Here is a 19,607-nt window from a genome sequence, read left to right as displayed (position 1 = left end):
AGTTTGTTTCTAAGGTGTTTATAGTAGCAATCGTCAGATAGTCAGCCATCACCTGCAGATGTGATTCGGGGTATTGCACACTCGCCCCTGCTCGTGTTGTTAGCAAGCGGGAAAAAGGAAGCACACGTGTCGAAACGCCCCAAAGGCCCCCTGCCCTATTCGGCCCCTGGCATTGGCGCGGCATGGCTGGGACATGTCGCGATCTTTGGCTTCGGTGATGGCCACCTAAAGCTGGGGGAGACCATCGTGAAAGTTCATGCAGGTGCTATGTTAACCATGCAGGCTAGCCCGGACCGGTCTACCATTTGGACCAGCGGAGATGATGGCAGATTGGTTGAAACTGATGCGAGCGGGCACATGCACGAGCATCTGACGCTTCCGCGTAAATGGCTCGACTCGATAGCATTGGACCCAACCGGTGACGGCGCAGCGGTTGCTGCTGGGCAAACCGTTTACATTATTCGTCGATCAGGAAAGCAGGTGGATGTTCGCCCTCCACGAGGTCCAACCGCACTGGCCTTTACAAGAGATGGCCAGGAGCTGGCTGTCGCTCATGGCGGTGGTGTGTCCCTTTACGAGGCTGAGACGGGCACCAAGGTGCAGGATATTCCTTGTGCTGGCGGTCCTGTATCGATTTGCTATGGACAAGAGGATTCATTTTTGTTCGTCGGTTTGTCGGAACCTGCCTTGGCTGGCTGGCGGCTTGCCGATGGACAAGCTTTTAAGATGGGTGGTTATCCAGCAAAGCCCCGTCAATTATGTTTAAACGACACTGGAACAGTGCTGCTTACTTCTGGCGGTCCTGCCTTGCTGGCTTGGCCGCTTTTGCCTGGCAAAGGTCCGATGGGGCAATCCGCTGGGGTCTATAGATCTCGTTTGGGCCTAGCCACTTCTGTTGCTGCTCTTAATGGGCGAACTCTCGTCGGTTGGTCAGATGGTGGTATCGATGAAGTTGATCTTGCGACTGGTCAGTTTAAACATGTTCACGGTCCTCGGCCGCGTCAACAATTGTTGGAGGATCCCCGTAAAATGCGGCGTTCTATTATCGATATGGCTTTGCACCCGAGTAGTGCTCGATTTTGCTTTGTTGGCGAGGATGGTACATTTGGGCATGGTTGGTTAAATTGAACTTTTATGTCCTAGCGGGTTTTAATCGTTGGGCTTGGGCACAAGTTGTGTGTGCCTAAGCCCATTTAGAAAGAGTCTTAAGAGAAGAGTTAAAGAGTTAACCGCGGCAGTTGGCTTGTTTTTCGTCTATATTTCAATGTCATAAAAGCATCTAAAGCGGGCGTTCCCCCGTGGTTTGGCGTTTGATACCCCGTAGCTTTCGTGGGCGTTCCACCGCTAACTCGGTGGCCTATCCCCCGTAAGAAAGTGTGCGTTCCCCCGAGATGGCAAAGACCATTGAAGTTTTGGGATTTTACGCTTGAGAATGTCGTTCGTTAGGCACCGTAACTTAGGTCTGACGTGCCTGTCTGCGGGTGTGCTATGTCACTTCCCGTGAAATTGGTGGGTGATCCCCCGTCTTGTTTTCCCATTGGCTTTACAGGGGCAAGTCACGTTGAAGTCGGGCCATTCGGTCTGAATAGACTTGGTCAAATTCCAGCAGTGCCTCACTTGCGAAGGTGCGCTCCCCGGCGTCACGGCGAAGAAAATGGGCCGCCGGTGTTCCATCCGCTGCCTTGACGATCTTGATTGAATACTCGGGCAATTCATCGCGATCAGCAATCTTGCGCATCATGCGAGCAAACTCTTTCGGCTCGGAATCAGACCCGGTTTTGTCTTTGAGAACGGAGAATCGGCAAAGCCAGCCATTTTTCTGGTCCCCAGCATGTTTGCGCGCAATTCGATACAAAGCGCGTTCCAATCCCCCAGTCAAATTGAAATAATCAGGGTGCATGGTCAGCAATTGCTTTTCTTGTGTGACCCCCTCATAGATCCAGTTCGACAAGGTAATCCGCAGTGCGCGCGGCTGTTCAGTGATTGGGTCTACTTCAATATCCCATTCATCGATCCAGGAGAACCGCCTGTCTCGCCCCCTCTTGGCGCGCAATGACGTAAAGATCGTTGTGGAGGCGAGCCTATCCAAAGCGGCGCGCAATTCCTGATACCCCTTCCCGCCTGTATCGCGCTTGATTGCGCGCAATAGATCGTAGGCTGTTGTGCGCAATGTCCGAGGCAGATCATTAACGCCCTGTTGCTTTAGGCGGTTCAGGGCCGATGCTGCCCAGATTAGGATGTCGGCGTCCCATATTGTTGCCATACCATAAGCGGGAACGGCTTCGACTTTGACCCATACCTCGCCATCGGGGCTTCGATAATCGATCGGCTTCAATCGTTTGCGTTTCTGCAACGAGAAGAATGGCCGCTCCATCGTCTCCCGCTGGTCTTTGAGCGGGATATCATGCACCATTGGGATAAAGAAATCGAACTGGGGATCATCCTTGCGTCGCCCGGACATGGCAGTTCCTCTCTTTCGAACGTCGCTTCAGGCTGTGGTGCGACTGTGCAGAGCTAATTCCTGTTTGAGGACACCCATATCCAATTCAAGAAGCTTACTCTGTCGAGTGTGCCGATTCTCGGGGGCGACCAAGTCGAACGCTCGTCAAAGCGTCACTCCTCACTATATCAGATTCTAATGGCGGGTGGATGTGAGGCTCGACAGCATGTGGACATGCCGACGCGTCTAAATGTGGCAATGTGTGATTAACCACGAAACTACCAGATGGCTCATCGGATTAAGATGCTGACTGGCCTAACGTTCGCCCATCGGGTGCTTGCCATAATGCCGCAGAACAAAATCGAGCCCCTCGCCGACGAGATGTTGGATTGTGACATCCCGTTCGGCAGCTAGAATGCGCAAAGACCGAGACAGTTCTGGACTGAAATAGCCCGCGACCATGACCCGACCGTCGCGCGCCTTTGGCTTGGCAGCTGATGGCAGAGCAAAGCTTGGAGGCGCATAGGTTTGCACTCTGGGCTCCGCTGCTAAAGGGGGCTTAAAAGGCTGCTCAGGTTGGGCTGCGATTTCTGCGGCGACTGAATTGCTGGTCGCAAAGGCGGCTCCGTTGGGCTGAGCCGCGACGGCGGCCAGCCGTGCTGCAAGGCTTGGTGCTTTAGCCATGGTGTTTCCCTTCCTTATCTGATCTCACGTATTTATGCCGCTTGGGCTATTGAGCTTGGCTTTGTTAGACGTCCCATCATCCAGTCCAACACAGCGTCGATTTCGCATGCAGCCTTGCAGCCTGGCTCGTATTCACCTGCGGTGTGTCCATCAACAACAGCATGGCGATAAGCTGCTCTCTCGGTCAGGCACACAGGAGCCAAGGGCATGCCAATGCCACGCACAACCGCAGCTGCATCTTCTACTAAAGCCGCTGCCCGGGGCGGAACAGCATTGAAAATGGTGAATGCAGGCTTTTGGGCGATCCGCATGAGCTCACCAGTCGTTTTGATGGCATGAAGGTCAAAGGCGCTAACACGGGTTGGTACTAACACCAGATCAGCGGCTCGAGCGGCTGACACAGCTGCCGCGTCGGCGGCTGGCGGACTGTCGAGGATGCACAAATCCACCCCCGCTTGCTTTGCCTCTTGCAAGGTCGCGTCCAATCGAGTGTAAGGTGTTGCAACCACAGCAGGATTGTCCCCGCCGCGCCAGTCACCCCATTGAGCTGCGGTGGCTTGGGGGTCAAGGTCAATCAGGGCGACTGACAGGCCTTTGGCGGCCGCAGCAACAGCCAAATGGACCGAAAGCGTGGTTTTTCCAGCCCCGCCCTTTTGGCTTACAATCGCAACAACGTGCATTTTCCCCTCCTCGTGTCCACATGTAGTCATGTGGCAGTTACGTCGTGTCGACATGGCTGAGTCCTGACCCTAGGAGGTCTCCACAAGTGGCCGACACAGACATGACCAAATGTGGTCACTCCGAGAGCCGGACTTGTGGATTTGCGGGTAGCTCCCCATGTCCACATGTCGAAACTCTAGCGTTGAACCCTTAACGATTTCTTATCGAAGCTTGCAGAAATCGGCGGTTAGACACGTGGGCCTTTGTTTGGTGGCGTTGATGCTTATTTGCTGACAAAGGCCCTCCTGGTCGATTTCTGTGGCGTCTAGGCTATGAACTGGCAGCATGCCTAGCTCGATCGAAGCCTTCCAAAGCTAAAGTGGTGCCCAATGGCACCATAACGTGCCTTCTTGAGTTCGAGGCCCGTGATTTTGGACCAAAGACCACATATCCACACCCCTACATGTCGGCGCCTCAAGTTGCAAATGTGTGGAGTCGCAGTCATGCCCATGAGCGGATGATCCCGCCTTTGGGTACGTCGACGTGCCGTCTCCAAATACGTGTGGACACTTCGGGACGCCTAAGGAGAGGACATGTGGAGAAAATCGTGGGCCTGTATCAGCCGACTGCAGATCAAGAAGGCGGGCAGGGTGCCTCTGTGAAGGTAATCGCGGCCAGTGGAAACCAAATTCAGGCCACCAAAGCTACATTGCGCCTAACTGCAAGCAGCCTCTGGCTGGCGGGTGTCGCTTCGGCAGCATTGATATATCGCCATGGCCATGGTTTGAGCATCCGCCTGACGCGCCAGGGACCAGATTGGTTCAGGGTATTGCCAATCAGGTTCCCCATGTCCGGCCTCGCGCCATATGACGGCGACAGCGTCATGGATCAGTCCATCGAGAATAATGTCTTGATCCAAGCGAAAGTCTGGATCTTGCTCATGGCGATTAGCAAGTACATTTAAAGCTTCCAGACAAAAGGTGCGATATGAGGGGTCCCTTATCGATTCGAGCCGGACCTCAATCTCTAGGGCAAAGTCCTTTTCCCAGGCCGTCAAGTCTGAACGGGCAATCGCGGCGTCCAGTCGATTATTTGCGCCAAATACAATCCCTGGGCAGACATGGAGCAACGACCACAGCCGGGCGAAGAAGTCGCTGCCGACCCGGGTTAAGACACCCAGACGGTCCCGCCAGCGTTCCCAGTCTCCTGCAATGACATTAGCTGAGGGAGTGAGTGCAAAGTTCGGGGCAGGGGAGACGACCGCCCGTACAGATGGAGTTTCCAGCAGGATTGCCTTAACTCGGTCGAATATTACGCTTGGCGGTTCGGCTATCAAATTGTCCATACCACCGTCTTCTTCCTGAGCTAAACGCCGCACAATTTCTGTCAATCGGATTGTTCGCATACCTTTGACGGCTGTTGAATCTGCCTTGCTGAATAGACCAAGCGCCTGCAGAACCTCTTGGGCGATTACAGCATGGAGTTTGGACTGCAGGCCTTCTTCAACCAACTTTACCAGATCAGGCTCTGTAATCGGCCGGGTGATGACACGCCCTTCGCCCAAGGCAAGCCGTCGGAGCCGCACGACAATGTCCTTGGCCGAATCCTGTAGCCGGGGGTCCGTCCGTTGCAGCCAAGCAGCTGCTTTGCGAGCTGTTGACCAATCACCCATCAGTCCGGCAGCATGATACATGGCCTCAGCATAGCCTAAATCCCCATTAGTAATGGCCTCTTCAAGCCCTTGACTGGGGGAGGTCAGGGATGATGCGAGCCCGATCAATTGGGATGGTTCTAGCCCAAGCGGTGGAAGAGCCGGTCCGAGGTCACGCCAATGTGACTGAGTGGCCAAAGCTTCTCGCAAACAGCATAGTCTTGTACGAACAAAATCCACCTGGCCGCGTTCAACCTCGTGCAACAGGCCAATCAGGCGCTCTACGCCGGTTCCACCAATTGCAGCTGCATCCAAGCATAGAACGAAGATAGGATTATCACTCCCTCGCCAGTGGCGCGCCAGATAGCGCAAATCCCCGCGCAACCGACGTGCCCGCGCGGCAGCATCATAGCGGATATGGTGATCATGCGCATCGAGGAGAGTTGGTGAAAACACAAGCGGCTGACCTGCAACCTGATAGACATAGGCGTTAGCCAATGGCCCCAACCGTTTATCCGGTCTGCCAGTTAGCCCCAAGTCGCAGTTAGCACCAATGTGTGTCCAGACGCTCACCAGATCTCCCGCCGGACGGACCATTGCGTGAGATTGTACTTCGGCCATCGTCTCAACTCTAAAGCCATGAAGCGCTAGAATCTTAGCCGTATGCTCGTCTTGCGCAACAATCGAAAAGGCAATTTCGGGTTGGGCTCGCCGGTCTAGATGATGACGACGGCCCAGTGGATCTATGTCTTGGGGCTCCAATAAGCCCTCTTTCAACATGGCCCCTAATGCCCATTGTGACTGCGCCCAAAGCAATGGAAGATTGGTATTGGCAACCCGTTCTTGGCTGCCTGGTTGAGAGGCCTCGGCCTCAACAAGGTTGGCATCGACATAATAGAGCTCCGGTAGCAGGGGTAAACCGTCGCGGATTTGAAATAAGGGTTCAAGCCGGTCTGCCCAAGTTTCACCCCCTCGATGGTCCCCTGTCATTTCAGCGTCAACCAAAAGGTAGGTGAAGAAGAGGGGCCATTCAGACTCGATATTGGCGAACTTCAACAATTCCCCGGCTAGATAATGCAGGCGGTGCTCGTCTTCGACCGTGGTTTGGTGCCCGTCCCGCAGGAAGCGCTTACACCCATAGCGACCAGCCAAACGGTCCAACACCCGTCCGCGTGTGTGAGCCACCATCACTTTGTCGTCGACCGCAAAGGCCGGCCAACCAACAACAGCCAGTAGCGCTGCATCGGTTTCTTTCGATGCAGACTCGCCCGGTAGCAACACTTGCAAGGTTTCGCGGGCACGGGCGATATCATCTGGAGCAACTTGAATCGGGCCACGGTCAAAGCACCCAAAATCCAGACCTGACATCGATTCCAATGCGGCTTTGGCGAGCCCAACTGAGCTGGCGTTAATCTCGACTACGCCGTCATTCGACTTACGGCCACGTTCCCAGATGCCATAATCTGCAATCCGATAAGCTGGTCCGATATAGTGAACGAGGTTTTGGACAAAATCGACCTCCTCCGCCTGTGACACGATTTTCAGACCACCCGCGGTCATTTGAGCCAAGAATAAAAGGAAAAGGGACGTTGCATCGATCTGCAAATGGCCCCAGTGGGCATCGCCCACGACCGGCTTGCCAGTCGCTGCATCATATTTTGCATGGAGGCTGTCGAGAGGGTCCTGAGTATACTTAAACCGTTCGACTTTGTCGGCCTGTCCCATCATCGCAGACAGCAAGCCTCGCATAAGCCGGACTACGCACTCCTCCAGATGGCTACCCCGGGGATCCCCTTGTCCATGGCGACGAAATGCGCAAGCCAGCCCCCAAACGCCCAAGATCGAATAAACGTTGTCGCGGACCCACGCATGAGCGTAATCGCCATGGACGGTCTTGGCTGTGCTGGCTGGCAGAAGGCCTGCCTCGGGACTCAAGCGATTAAGAAAGATTGCCTCTATGTGCCCGAACCAATATTCGAGGCGGTCCCGGGGCGAAGACTCATTAGGGTGCATCAGGTCAATCGTCCATATTTTTGGGTCAGGCTGTGCAAACGTTGACGATGTGCAGGCCCGAAATCACCCGCCTGAAAACGCCAGTTCCAATTATCGTCAATGGTCCCAGGTGTATTCATCCGCCCGTTACCATCCAAGCCCAAAACGTCTTGCAAAGCGATTATGGCCAAACTTGAGCCTGATTGGAGGGCTAACTCGATGAAGCGCCAATTTAAGTCACTTCCGTCCCCTCCTAGGAGTTCAAGTGCGGCTGCGGCTTCCCGGGCTGCGTCCGGGGCCCGGGCTTCAGCCTCTCGTCCATCATTTTTGAACCAGCCAATCACTGTATTGTTATCATGCGTGCTGGGGTAGCACACTGTAGACGCCGGATAGTGATAGGGGTGACGTTCATCACGTGGCGCGCCATTGCCAAACTCAAACTCGAGGATCTTCAAACCAGGAAAATCGAACTTATCACGCAACGCAATGACATCCTCGGTGATGTGTCCGAGATCCTCGGCGATCACCTTAAGATCTGGCAAAGCCTGTGTAATTGCAGTGAATAGCGCATCTCCGGGTACTTCAACCCATTGGCCATTGATGGCAGTGGTTTCGCCTGCGGGAGTTTCCCAGCATGCTGCAAAACCGCGGAAGTGGTCGATACGCACAGCGTCGGCAAAATCCAGCAGCCGTCGCATACGGGCGATCCACCAAGAGAAGCCTTCATCGGCCATCTTGTCCCATTCATAGATGGGATTTCCCCATAACTGGCCAGTTGCGCTGAAGTAATCCGGGGGAACGCCCGCCCCGACACGGGTGTTGAAGTCCTCATCCAGCTTAAACAGGTCAGGCCGAGCCCAGACATCGGCTGAATCATGGGCAACAAAAATAGCCATATCGCCAATAATCATAATGCCCTTGGATTCTGCATGCCGGCGCAAGCGCTGCCAGCGCAAGTCAAACAGAAATTGCAAGGCCTCGATGGCGGCAATGTCTTCTGCCAAATCTGTCCGGGCTTGTGCGAGTGCCTCAGGATCACGGGCGCGAAGCCCATCAGGCCAATGCATCCAACCCTGCCGCTGGCGCGAGACCGAAATCGCCTCGAACAGCGCATAATCGTCAAGCCAGGCACGCCCATGCCGGGCCTTGAAGGCTGCTAATCCTGGCGCAAGTGGATGATTTGGCTTTGTGGCCAAGCGACGACCGGCCATATGCAACACTGCGAGCCGCGCTGGAACCGTGACCTCATAGTCGACCTTTTCCTGAGGCAGCTCTTTGAGATGGGCAACTTCCTCATGGCTCAGCAACTCCGCCTCAATGAGGCCATCAATATCGATCAGGAGCGGATTGGCGGCAAATGTGGTGGTCGCCGAATAAGGGCTAGCATTGTTTCCAGTCGCATTGATCGGCAGGATTTGCCACACCTTCTGGCCAGCATCGGCCAGGGCATCGATGAAGGTCATGGCCTCATCGCCAATTTCACCCACACCATAGGGGCCGGGCAAGCTGGAGGGGTGGAGCAAGATGCCACTCACGCGATCAAAAGCCATGTCCGGTCTTTCCTATCTTTCTGCTGGGGTCGTGGGAAAAAATCTTCAGGCTGTGGGCAGGCAGTTTCAGGGTCTGTCCACCCGCAGCCACATGTTCGCCGGCGGGCCGCGACGGGTCCGCGGTTGAAAGTGCTAGTCGCCAGATGCCCGCTGCCGTCGGGGGCAGAATGAAATTGGCATCCTCGGCGCTGGCATTGATCAAGATCAGCCAGCCACCGGGCTCATAAATGGCGGCAAAACAGTGTGTCAGCGGATCGGCCCAGTCGTCCGGGCACATGGGGCGGCCCCAGACCGTCCACCAGCTGATGGTGGGCTCTCGCTCTCCCACACCATTGGGATGGCCATCGGGAAAACCGGCAAACATCTGCTTGCGCAAGCTGATCAGTTGGCGGGTGAAGGACAATTGGCTTGCCCCGGCCTTGGTCTGCAGCAAGGACCAATCGATCCAGCTGACCGGATTGTCCTGTGAATAGGCGTTATTGTTGCCGCCTTGCGTGCGACCGATTTCATCGCCTGCCAACAGCATTGGCGTGCCAAAGCACATGAAAGCGCTGGTCAGCATGTTGCGTGCTTGGCGTTCGCGCAGGTGGGTGATCTTGTCATCCCCACTCGGGCCTTCAACACCATAATTGGCGGAAAAGTCGTGATCTCCACCATCGCGATTATTCTCGCCATTGCCGTGATTATGCTTGCGGGAATACCGGGTTAGGTCGACCAGCGGGAAGCCATCATGGCAGGTCACGAAATTGACGCTGGCGGATACTGGTTTGCCCTTGTGACGAAACAAATCCGGTGAGCCAGCCAACGCCTTGGCAAAGTCGCGCGCTTTATCCTGATCACCGCGCCAGAATTGGCGGATGCTGTCGCGTGCCTTGCCGTTCCAATCAGCCCAATCAAGCGGGAAGTCTCCAACATAATAGCCCCCGCGGGCGTCCCAAGCTTCGGCGACCAGACGTTTGCCAGTCAGCCGTCGATCGCGTCGAATTGCATCAAAAATGGGCCCGTGTGAGTTGAAGCGGCCAGAAGTGTCCAATGAGAGCGACGGGGCAATGTCAAAGCGGAAGCCGTCAATGCCATAGAATTCGGCCCAATGAGACAGTGATTCAACGATCAGCGCCTGAACCTGTGGGTGGGCCGCGTTCAACGTTGCACCACATCCGCTGATGTCATCATATTGTGCAGGGTTTTGCGGGTTCAGGCGATAATATGAGGCATTGTCGAGGCCCCGGTACGCCAAAGTCGGGCCATGCCGATTTCCTTCGCACGTGTGATTATAGACCACGTCAATCCAGACATCGAGTTTGCGGTCATGAGCGGCTTCAACAAAACGACGCATCTCCGTTTTGCTGTCCTCCATGCCATACTCAAGCTGAGGCACGAAATAATTCAGAGTGTTGTAGCCCCAATAATTCTTGAGCCCTTGGTCCACCAGAAACCGGTCATGGATGAAATGATGCAGCGGTAGGAGTTCAAGCGTGGTGATACCCAGCGCACTCAAATAATCCAGTGCGGCCGGTGTCGACAGGCCTGCCAATGTTCCCTTCTCGCGGTCCGACAAGCCGGGCATCATCATGGTGAAGCCTTTGGCGTGCATTTCGTAAATGATGGTGTCACGCCAGGGCCGGGCAGAATGACTTGGAAGAGGGGGCAAAGTCGACGGATCGACCACCACGGCCTTCACACAACGCGCGGCATTGTCCCTCGTATCGGCCTGAGAGTCGGGATCGTGGCTTTCATAAAAATAGCCATAATGCTCAGGTCCCCAACTGAAACTGCCGGTCAGCGACTTGGCATAGGGATCAAGCAGCAATTTGTGCGGATTAAACAAATGGCCTTGGCTTGGCTGATACGGCCCATGAACTCGATAGCCATAAACGGTGCCAGACCCCAGCCGCGGGGCAAAGCCATGCCAAATGTCTCCATCGCGTGCGGGCAAGTCCGCACGCCCGATTTCGGCCCTGCCATCGGGGGAGAAGATTACCAATTCAACCCGGACGGCATGCGCACTGAACACGGCGAAATTCACCCCGCCTTCTACCGGCGTCGCACCCATGGGGGCAGGGCTACCAGGTGTCAGTTTCACCAACATCCGTGCCGCTTTCTATGCGGGGATCAGATAGAGGCCCGCCAAGGGAGGCAGGGTCAGGACGATCGAGTGAGGCTGGCCATTGAAGGCCACAGCCTCGGCTTCCACTTGGTCGGGACCATCATAATTCGAGCCGTGATAAGCGGCAGAATCTGTGTTGAGGATCACTTTCCAGCGACCGGCATGGGGCACCCCGACCCGATACTCTGTTCGGGGGACAGGCGTCATGTTGATCAAAGCCAACAGCTTCTCGCTGCGGTCATGGTTCCAGCGCAGGAAAGCAAAGACCGACACATCAGCGGCATCGGCTTGTACCCAGTCAAAGCCTGAAGGGTCGCAATCGCGCTGATGCAATGCGGGCAATGATCGATACAGATGGTTGAGATCGCGCACCAAGGACTGCACGCCGCGATGACCAGGTTGGTCGAGCAGGTGCCAATCAAGGCTGCCTTCATAATTCCATTCAGCGACTTGGGCGAATTCAGCCCCCATGAAAATCAGCTTTTTGCCAGGATGAGCCCACATGAGGGCGTAATAGGCCCGCAGATTGGCATAGCGCTGCCAATCATCCCCAGGCATGCGCGAGAAAATGGATCCCTTGCCATGGACAACTTCATCATGGCTGAGGGCCAGCATGAAGTTCTCCGACCAAGCATAGGCCAGCCCAAACGTGATCTCGCCATGGTGCCAAGCGCGATGTATGGGATCTCGGCTCATATATTGCAGGGTGTCATGCATCCAGCCAAGGTTCCATTTGAACCCGAAGCCCAGACCGCCGTCATAGGTCGGCTTGCACACACCGGCCCAAGCGGTGGACTCCTCAGCCACCATCATGATGCCATCGGCTTCACCATAGCACATCTCATTGAGGCGACGCATGAATTGGACGGCTTCCAGATTGATGTTGCCGCCATAGATATTGGGTATCCACTCACCTTCAGCGCGCGAATAGTCCAAATAGAGCATCGAGCTGACCGCATCGACGCGAAGCCCATCAATCTTGAACCGGTCGAGCCAATAGAGGGCCGATGAGACCAGAAAATTGACCACTTCCGGCTTGGTGAAATCGTAAATATTGGTCTTCCAATCAGGGTGGAAGCCCAGCCGGGGGTCGGCATGTTCATAAAGGGCTGTCCCGTCGAAACGGTTGAGACCATGGCCATCAATTGGGAAATGGGCGGGAACAAAATCGCACAAGACCCCGATATCGGCGGCATGCAGGCGGGCAACCAAGTCACGGAACTCATCGGGAGAGCCATACCGACTCGTCACCGCATACATGCCGACAGGTTGATAACCCCAGGACCCGTCGAAGGGATATTCGGTGAGTGGCATGAATTGAACATGGGTAAAGCCCATCTCGCGTACATAAGGGATCAGCCAGTCACCCAATTCGCCATAGGTGAGGGGGCGGTTTCCCTCTTCAGGCTTACGCCTGAAAGAGCCGGCATGAACTTCATAGACGGAAATGGGTGCATCAAGTCCATGGCGGCTATGGCGGTTTTCCAGCCAATTCTGGTCTTGATTATTAGCCTTAACCGGCTCCACCAAGCGGCTGGCATTGGCAGGGCGCACTTCGGCGGCCTGGCCAAAGGGGTCGGATTTGAGAGGCTGTAAACTGCCGTCCGCCCCAATGATTTCGTACTTGTAAATGTCGTCAACTGACAGGCCGGGGATGAAAATCTCCCATATGCCCGCATCATGCAGCTTGCGCATGATGTGACGGCGACCGTCCCAATTATTGAAGGGTCCGACCACTGACACCCGCTGTGCTGCTGGTGCCCAGACGGCAAAGGCAAAGCCGTGAACCCCCTCAAGTGTCAGGCTTCGTGCACCCAGGGTTTCCCAGGCCCGCCACAGCTGGCCTTGTCGGAACCTCAAGATTTCCTTCCCATTGAGGATGACAGGGAAGCGAAAAGGATCTTCAAGAGCGATGTCCCGGCCGTCCCATCTTGCCTTAAAGTGATAATGTGGGCGCCCGGGGACTAGTTCGATGCGCGCCGCGAACAGACCCTCCTTATGGAGCTGGACCATCTCCACCGCTTGGTCCTCGAACACCACAGCCACGCTTTCTGCCCCTGGCAGGAAACACCGGATGATCCACGTCGAGGCCGCCTCGTCAAGATGGGGTCCGAGAAAGGCAAACGGGTTGGCGTGGCGGCCGCCGATTAAGGCAGCAATTTCATCGGGATGGGCAAGGTCTGTGGACATTGTGTGTGTGGTGTGCAGCGGCGTATCGGCCACTGGCTTTTGTTTCCGGGTTCTGATGGCCATCAACCTGTCCCCTTGATCATGAGGCGCTCGGCAGTGTCACCCTGCTCTGCAGTTTGCCGGTCGCGCCGACGGGCGTCGTCATAGGCCATCTCTCGCTGAGATTGCAGCATTTCAGAATCAGCTTGGGAAAAATGCCCAGATGTCGATAGCCGCGCCTCAATCCCCAGTCTAATTGCCTCAATTAAGGCGGCATAGGCGACATGATCTGCCAGATCCGACCCCAATTGGCCAAGGGCAAAGCTGGCGGGTAGACCGGCATGGCCAATCAGGACGACACGGCCACCTGCCTCGCAAATTTCGTTCAAGAAGGTTTCGATCCCAGGCATGCGGCCGGCCGACTTCAAGGCAATAACCAGAAGGCAGTCCCGTCGACCGCTTGTTAGTGTTTCGGTCTGATCACACACTTCAAACGCGCAGGCGCGCAGGGATTTGACCAAGGTTTCGGCGAACAAAGTCTCAGCGCCTGAATGCAGGATGATGATCTGCCCACTGCCGGCACAAATTTCGAGAAATTCATCCATATTGTCGAGGCCCAGAGCCGCCCCGCGTTGGCCCAGCGACTTGGTGACCTGCTCAAACAAAGCCTGACCCAGGGCGTTATGACCCTTTACGTGCGGGTTTTGCCGACTCATGGACAATGTGCGGCGTTCCAAGTCGCGCGCCAGACTAAGCTTGAAGTCCATGAAGCCCATGCAGCCAATGGCCTTGCAGAACCGCATGATGGTGGGTTCGGACACTTCGGCGCGCTCTGCCAAGTCGGCAATCGACATTTCTACAACAACAGTCGGCCGCCCCAGAACAAAGCGTGCGACCCGCTGTTCGGAAGGGCGCAATTGGGCAAGATGCGAATCGATCTGAGTGATGATCACCGCTTCCCCCCTGTCGACTGTTGTTTCTTGACTTGATTTATACGCATTTTCTGCGCCCAATGCCATCCTTGAACGCGTGTTGCGTAGGTTTTGTAGTTTTGCTACATCAAATGTGCAATACCAAAACAAACGAACGGCAGACGAACCCTCCACAGGGTGGAAACTGCAGTCGGGGAGAGAAGCAGACCTGGGTGGGCATTTGCTGCCAAAAGGCGACTTTTGTCCGGCAAGCATGGACCCGCGGCCAATCGGCCCGCATCTCCACGGCTGTGATTTTCGGTTTCTGCGCGTGAGCAGGGGCAGGAAGACGGCATGGCTGGCATCACTTTTCAATCCGTCGCAAAGCGATATGGCGAAACTGATGTCATCAAGAACCTGTCTCTCGAGATCAGGGACGGGGAATTCATGGTGCTGGTCGGCCCGTCAGGGTGCGGCAAGTCCACTGCCTTACGCATGATTGCAGGGCTTGAAACGGTAAGCTCCGGACAGCTCAGGATTGCGGATCGCATTGTCAATGACGTCAAGCCAAAAGACCGCGACGTGGCGATGGTGTTTCAATCCTACGCGCTTTATCCCCACATGACGGTTCGTCAAAATGTCGCTTTCGGGTTGGAAGTGCGCAAAACACCAAAGGACGAGATTGATCGACGGGTCCAAGAAGCTTCGTCCATTCTGGGGCTTGATCCCTATCTTGACCGCAAGCCCAAGGCATTGTCAGGCGGCCAGCGCCAACGGGTCGCATTGGGCCGGGCCATCGTGCGGGACCCATCGGTCTTTTTGTTTGACGAGCCCTTGTCCAATCTTGATGCCAAATTGCGCACCGGCATGCGGGCCGAGATTTCGCGATTGCAAAAGCGCCTTGGCACTACGGCGGTTTATGTCACACACGACCAGACAGAAGCCATGACCATGGGTGATCGCATTGCCGTCCTCGCCCCCTTGGCAGAGGCTGGTGACAGCAATCTGATGCAAGTCGGCGCGCCATTGGAACTCTATCATCGGCCCCGCAATGTGTTTGTCGCCCGGTTCATCGGGGCACCCAGCATGTCGATTCTGCAAGGTCGGCTACAGGGCCGGTCGATCCATGCGCCGGGCAGTCCGGGTTTTGACCTGCCTGCGCGCTGGGATTTGGGGGCACATGAGGGGATCGAGATCGGCTTGCGCCCAGAGGATGTGCGCTTGGCAGGGCAGGGCAAGCCAGCAGCATCTGCCCGTTTCACCGGGCGTGTCGATATGGTTGAAACATTGGGTCATGAGGTCTTGATCCACTTAGATATCGACGGCACCAGCCTGATTGCCAAAAGTCATGGTCAAGAGCCCAGCCCCAAAATGGGCGACATGGTGCAGGTTGAGGCTGACCTCGACAAAGCGCATTTCTTTGATGCGGTCACTCACCAGCGACTGCCAGAGAGGGACTAAGGGATGGCTGACCCAGCCGATCACGGGGGATCACCCACCAGGCGGTCGATTCTGGCAACAGGGATCGGGCTGTCTGGCATGACCTGGCTGGGGGCTTGCTCGCGGACAAATGCAAGGCATCGGGCCGAATTGGTGGTGTGGCACGCGTATCGCGGGCGTGAGAAGGCAGCCCTCGAAAAGGTGGCGGCGCTCTATTCGGCGCGGCAGGCCGGCAGGGTCCGCCCTGTGCGCTGTGTCGGGGTACCAAATGACGCTTTTGCCGACAAGATTTCCGCCGCTGTTCCGCGTGGCAAGGGCCCAGATCTGTTCATCTTCTCCCACGATCGGCTCGGCGGCTGGGTCGAGACCGGAAACACAGTCGCTCCGATCGACTTCTTTTTGGGCCCAGCCGAGCGGGCGGCCTTTTTGCCCGGCATGCTCGACGCCACGACCTATCGCGGCATCACTTATGCCCTCCCGCTCAATTTTAAATCGGCCGCCTTGATTTACAATCGCGACCGTATCAAGGCCCCGCCCGAGACCACTGCTGAAATGGTCGATTTGGCAACAGGTTTAACCGACAAGGCGCGCGGCCGCTTCGGCTTTGCCTATGCCTATGACGATTATTTTTTCCATGCCGGTCTTGCCAATGGCTTCGGCGGTGGCGCTTTTGATGAGCAAGGCGAACTCATCCTCAATCATCCCGCCAATATTGCCGCGAGCAATCTGGTCCGCCGCTGGCGCAGTGAGCTGGGTCTCCTGCCGGACGATCCAGCAAATTCCTTGGTCACGGCCTTGTTCAATGAAAAGCGCGCCGCAATGGTGATGAGCGGGCCTTGGTTCCTTGCCGAAGCGGCAAAGGATATTGATGTGGGCGTGGCTGTTCTGCCGCAAATCAGCGAGGCCGGAGGCCGACCCATCCGGCCTTGGATGACGGTCGAGGCCATTTATCTGGCAGCTGGAACGCAGGACGAATACGAGGCCTGGCAGTTTGCCAGTTTCCTTGCCGGTCCTGAAGCGGCCCTCATCCTGGCGCTGGACGGTGGGCAATTGCCGGCGTCTTCGGCTGCCTATGGCGATCCGCGACTGGCGGGCAATTCGGTCATTAGTGCATTCAAGGCACAGGGCGCACTGGCCGTGCCAATGCCCAATCAGCCAGAGATGACCCTCGTGTGGTCACCGGCAGACCGGGCCATGAAGCGGTTTACCAAAATGGAAACAAGTGCCCAGGCTGCTTGGGATGATTGTCAGAAAGAGGTGCAGGTGGCGATACAGTCTTTGCGGGCCTCGCAAGCCGGGGGGCGTGCATGAAGCAAAATCTGACAGCCATTGTCTCGGCCATGCTGCTGCTTGTGTGTGGCGCGTTGGTGTTCCTATCCCAGGCGAGTCAACATCGTCAGGCACTCAGTGCTGGGATGGCTGCTAAGGCCATTGCCGTTGAACTTGCCGGGCTGACCTCGGTTGCACTGACAGATGGTCAGACTGATCAAGCCCTGGCATCCCTCTTGTCCGACAGCTTGGCGCGGGCCGATCAGCAGACCGACCGCTATCGGCTTGTCCTGCGTGATGGGAAGCGGCTTGTTCATAGCAATTGGCCTGAAGAAATTGCAGGGGGTCAATCTGGTCGGCCTTTGAAGATTTCAGAAAAGCCGCTCTATGACCTCATCCTCTCAGTGCCCACAGAGGGGGTAAGTCTAACGATGACACCTGAGGGTGCGCGCGCCGCGGCCCCGGTCATTGTCGATGGTCAGCGTGTGGGGGTGGTGGAAATCGTCAAGCCTTTGGGCCCGACCGGCCCACCCCTTATTGCGCTTTGGCAGTGGGGGCTTTTGGGTCTGGTGACGGTCGTCGCCTGCGCGTTGGCGGTGCGGCTGCAAGCTCTTGGGCCTTGGATCAGCCTTGTTCTGCCGCTTGCAGCTGGCTTGGCGCTTGGCCAGCTTGCCCAGGCCGGTCTGGCTGGGGATGCGCCAGTCCTGATCAGCCAGATGAACCAAGAACTTAATATACTGGGTGAGGCTGTGCGTGCAGTCGCCGCCAATCAGGGCCTTTTGATGGCTGGATCCCCCCCTCCGTTTAAGCCAGAGCTGATGAGCGCTGTGATGGACGCAGCGGGTCTGGGCCATTCCATGCTGCTGACCGGCGTGCTTGGTGCGCTGCTGGGTGCCTTTATCGGGTTTGGTGCTGCGAACGCGAGCTGGAAGGCGATCGCCGAAAACCCAACGGCTTATGCCTATGTCGCCCCAGCGCTGATTGGCATGTTGCTCTTGGCTTTTTTCCCCTTCTTCTATGGTGTTGTCCTGTCCTTCACTGACACAACACTCCTCAACCAGGGAGCGAGCTGGGCGGATCGCTGGGTGGGGTTTGCCAATTATGCGTCCATTCTGATCGACTTTAACTTCGGCGGCGGTGGCAATGCCTTCAATTACCAGAACTTTTACTGGACATTGGGTGTCACCATTGTTTGGACGATTTCCAATGTGGTGTTGGGTGTGTCGATTGGCTTGGCGATGGCGCTCTTGCTCAACATCAAGGGCCTGCGTGGGGTGGCCATTTATCGCACGCTTCTTATTCTGCCTTGGGCTATTCCTAATTATATTACGGCGCTCACTTGGAAAGGGATGTTCCATCCCCAATTTGGGGCGATCAATCAGGCGATTCAGGCCTTTGGCGGCCAGCCAGTGCAATGGTTCGATAATGTGGTGCCCAGCTTCATGACCGGGCTTGCGACCAATGCTTGGCTATCCTTTCCCTTCATGATGGTTGTCGCGCTCGGCGCGCTACAGGCTGTTGATGAGGATATGTATGAGGCAGCCCGGATCGACGGGGCCTCGCCCTGGCAACAATTCTGGTACATCACTCTTCCCAGCCTACGGCCCGCGCTCCTGCCGGCCATCATTGTTTCGGTGGTTTGGACGTTTAACATGTTCAACGTCATTTATCTCGTCAGCGCTGGTCAACCGTCGGGGGCCAATGAGATTTTGGTGACACGGGCATATCGTATTGCCTTTGAAGAATATCGCTATGGCTATGCGGCGGCTTATTCGGTGGTGATCTTCCTCATTCTCTTGGTTTATGGGGTCTTCCAAATCCGCGCGACCTCGGCCACGGAGGCCAATAACAAATGACCTCGTCTGATACCAAGAAGGCACCGCTCTGGCTGCATCCGATCCTGATGATCATCGTCCTTCTGGCACTCTATCCAATTTTCTGGGTGCTGGCCCTGGCATTTTCGGGCACACAGAATATTGGCTTGGCCGATCTGCCGGCAAATCCTGGCTTCTGGGACCGAATGCGCGCGGCCACGCCGGTGCCGACACAATGGTCGCTTGATAATTTCGTGGGCGTCTTGCGAGACCAGCCGTTTCTGAAATGGATGCTCAACAGCTTGATTGTTGCGGCATTGACAACTGTATTTGGCGTCGCATTGGCCTGCTCGGCAGGTTATGCTTTTTCCCGCTTCCGCTTCAAAGGCCGGGAATTTGGGATGACGTTGTTTCTGGTCACCCAAATGTTTCCAGGCACGCTGATGTTGATCCCGCTCTATGTCATTATTGTCGACTGGCTCGATCTTGATAACTCAATCTGGGCGCTGGTTATTGTCTATTCAGTGACCGCGATTCCGTTTTGTGTGTGGATGTTGAAGGGCTATTTTGACTCCATCCCCATGGAGATCGAGGAAAGCGCGATCATGGATGGCTGTTCCCCTTCGCGCATTTTCTTCCAGATCGTCCTGCCCTTGGCCCGACCGGCAGTGGCCGTGACGGCGCTATTCAGCTTCATGACAGCTTGGAACGAATTCATTCTTGCGGCGACCTTCATGGACGAAGAGGCACTTTATACGGCCCCGGTTGGCTTGCGTTTCTTTGTCAGTGAATATTCCAGCCAATGGGGCTATTTTGCTGCTGGTTCGATCTTGGTGTCGCTGCCCGTAGTGGCGTTGTTCCTCGTGTTGCAGCGTTTCCTGGTTTCCGGGCTGACGGCTGGTGGCGTGAAGGGCTGATAC

Annotated in this window: 13 protein-coding genes; 5 read left to right on the top strand and 8 right to left on the bottom strand. The window is 56.0% G+C overall.

The genetic code is table 11. The features are described from left to right. Positions 1-246 precede the first annotated feature (246 nt). Positions 247-1,128: a WD40 repeat domain-containing protein gene (locus PbB2_RS13615; RefSeq protein ID WP_133245812.1), complete on the top strand. Its 882-nt coding sequence runs from the start codon at positions 247-249 to the stop codon at positions 1,126-1,128. A 415-nt stretch (positions 1,129-1,543) separates the two neighbouring features. On the opposite strand, the gene PbB2_RS13610 is transcribed toward PbB2_RS13615, so the two are convergent. From PbB2_RS13610 to PbB2_RS13575, 8 genes are all read right to left on the bottom strand, one after another. Next, positions 1,544-2,461 (bottom strand): replication initiator protein A, encoded by a 918-nt coding sequence (locus PbB2_RS13610; protein WP_108985880.1) that lies wholly within the window; start codon positions 2,459-2,461, stop codon positions 1,544-1,546. 294 nt (positions 2,462-2,755) lie between these two features. Next, positions 2,756-3,124, bottom strand: a complete 369-nt coding sequence (locus tag PbB2_RS13605) for a ribbon-helix-helix domain-containing protein (RefSeq protein ID WP_108985879.1) — start codon at positions 3,122-3,124, stop codon at positions 2,756-2,758. 32 nt (positions 3,125-3,156) lie between these two features. After that, positions 3,157-3,804 (bottom strand): AAA family ATPase, encoded by a 648-nt coding sequence (locus tag PbB2_RS13600; RefSeq protein ID WP_108985878.1) that lies wholly within the window; start codon positions 3,802-3,804, stop codon positions 3,157-3,159. A gap of 695 nt (positions 3,805-4,499) precedes the next feature. Then, complete coding sequence (locus tag PbB2_RS13595; protein WP_108985877.1) at positions 4,500-7,448, bottom strand: glycoside hydrolase family 15 protein; 2,949 nt, start codon at positions 7,446-7,448, stop codon at positions 4,500-4,502. Beyond that, on the bottom strand, positions 7,448-8,977 hold the full coding sequence (malQ, locus tag PbB2_RS13590) for a 4-alpha-glucanotransferase (RefSeq protein ID WP_108985876.1): 1,530 nt from the start codon (positions 8,975-8,977) through the stop codon (positions 7,448-7,450). Before malQ ends, PbB2_RS13595 begins: the two co-directional genes overlap by 1 nt. Beyond that, positions 8,967-11,066: a glycogen debranching protein GlgX gene (glgX, locus tag PbB2_RS13585; protein ID WP_108985875.1), complete on the bottom strand. Its 2,100-nt coding sequence runs from the start codon at positions 11,064-11,066 to the stop codon at positions 8,967-8,969. Before glgX ends, malQ begins: the two co-directional genes overlap by 11 nt. Before the next feature lie 12 nt (positions 11,067-11,078). Next, positions 11,079-13,337: a 1,4-alpha-glucan branching protein GlgB gene (glgB, locus tag PbB2_RS13580; protein WP_108985874.1), complete on the bottom strand. Its 2,259-nt coding sequence runs from the start codon at positions 13,335-13,337 to the stop codon at positions 11,079-11,081. Further along, positions 13,337-14,206, bottom strand: coding sequence for a MurR/RpiR family transcriptional regulator (locus PbB2_RS13575; RefSeq protein ID WP_192576346.1), 870 nt, complete (start codon positions 14,204-14,206; stop codon positions 13,337-13,339). The genes glgB and PbB2_RS13575 overlap by 1 nt, the downstream gene beginning before the upstream one ends. Positions 14,207-14,518: 312 nt before the next feature. Between PbB2_RS13575 and PbB2_RS13570 the strand changes: the two genes are divergently transcribed. The 4 genes from PbB2_RS13570 to PbB2_RS13555 are packed head-to-tail and all read left to right on the top strand — an operon-like array spanning position 14,519 to position 19,604. Continuing rightward, positions 14,519-15,625, top strand: a complete 1,107-nt coding sequence (locus PbB2_RS13570) for an ABC transporter ATP-binding protein (protein ID WP_108985872.1) — start codon at positions 14,519-14,521, stop codon at positions 15,623-15,625. 3 nt (positions 15,626-15,628) lie between these two features. Continuing rightward, positions 15,629-16,915 carry an extracellular solute-binding protein gene (locus PbB2_RS13565; protein WP_108985871.1) on the top strand — a complete coding sequence of 429 codons (1,287 nt, stop codon included), beginning with the start codon at positions 15,629-15,631 and terminating at the stop codon, positions 16,913-16,915. After that, positions 16,912-18,729 carry a carbohydrate ABC transporter permease gene (locus PbB2_RS13560; protein ID WP_238165025.1) on the top strand — a complete coding sequence of 606 codons (1,818 nt, stop codon included), beginning with the start codon at positions 16,912-16,914 and terminating at the stop codon, positions 18,727-18,729. The genes PbB2_RS13565 and PbB2_RS13560 overlap by 4 nt, the downstream gene beginning before the upstream one ends. After that, positions 18,726-19,604, top strand: a complete 879-nt coding sequence (locus PbB2_RS13555; RefSeq protein WP_108985870.1) for a sugar ABC transporter permease — start codon at positions 18,726-18,728, stop codon at positions 19,602-19,604. Before PbB2_RS13560 ends, PbB2_RS13555 begins: the two co-directional genes overlap by 4 nt. The last annotated feature ends 3 nt before the right edge of the window (positions 19,605-19,607 follow it).

The sequence above is a fragment of the Candidatus Phycosocius bacilliformis genome (genome assembly GCF_003112735.1).
GTDB classification, from domain to species: domain Bacteria; phylum Pseudomonadota; class Alphaproteobacteria; order Caulobacterales; family Aquidulcibacteraceae; genus Aquidulcibacter; species Aquidulcibacter bacilliformis.
Note: the sequence above shows the minus strand (reverse complement) of the source record. Positions and strands in the feature narration are given on the sequence as shown.

What these genes read in the sequence shown, in the direction of transcription:
- PbB2_RS13610 (WP_108985880.1), bottom strand. Translation starts at nt 2,461, where the DNA reads ATGTCCGGGCGACGCAAGGATGATCCCCAGTTCGATTTCTTTATCCCA.
- PbB2_RS13605 (WP_108985879.1), bottom strand. Translation starts at nt 3,124, where the DNA reads ATGGCTAAAGCACCAAGCCTTGCAGCACGGCTGGCCGCCGTCGCGGCT.
- PbB2_RS13600 (WP_108985878.1), bottom strand. Translation starts at nt 3,804, where the DNA reads ATGCACGTTGTTGCGATTGTAAGCCAAAAGGGCGGGGCTGGAAAAACC.
- PbB2_RS13595 (WP_108985877.1), bottom strand. Translation starts at nt 7,448, where the DNA reads ATGCACCCTAATGAGTCTTCGCCCCGGGACCGCCTCGAATATTGGTTC.
- malQ (WP_108985876.1), bottom strand. Translation starts at nt 8,977, where the DNA reads ATGGCTTTTGATCGCGTGAGTGGCATCTTGCTCCACCCCTCCAGCTTG.
- glgX (WP_108985875.1), bottom strand. Translation starts at nt 11,066, where the DNA reads ATGTTGGTGAAACTGACACCTGGTAGCCCTGCCCCCATGGGTGCGACG.
- glgB (WP_108985874.1), bottom strand. Translation starts at nt 13,337, where the DNA reads ATGGCCATCAGAACCCGGAAACAAAAGCCAGTGGCCGATACGCCGCTG.
- PbB2_RS13570 (WP_108985872.1), top strand. Translation starts at nt 14,519, where the DNA reads ATGGCTGGCATCACTTTTCAATCCGTCGCAAAGCGATATGGCGAAACT.
- PbB2_RS13565 (WP_108985871.1), top strand. Translation starts at nt 15,629, where the DNA reads ATGGCTGACCCAGCCGATCACGGGGGATCACCCACCAGGCGGTCGATT.
- PbB2_RS13560 (WP_238165025.1), top strand. Translation starts at nt 16,912, where the DNA reads ATGAAGCAAAATCTGACAGCCATTGTCTCGGCCATGCTGCTGCTTGTG.
- PbB2_RS13555 (WP_108985870.1), top strand. Translation starts at nt 18,726, where the DNA reads ATGACCTCGTCTGATACCAAGAAGGCACCGCTCTGGCTGCATCCGATC.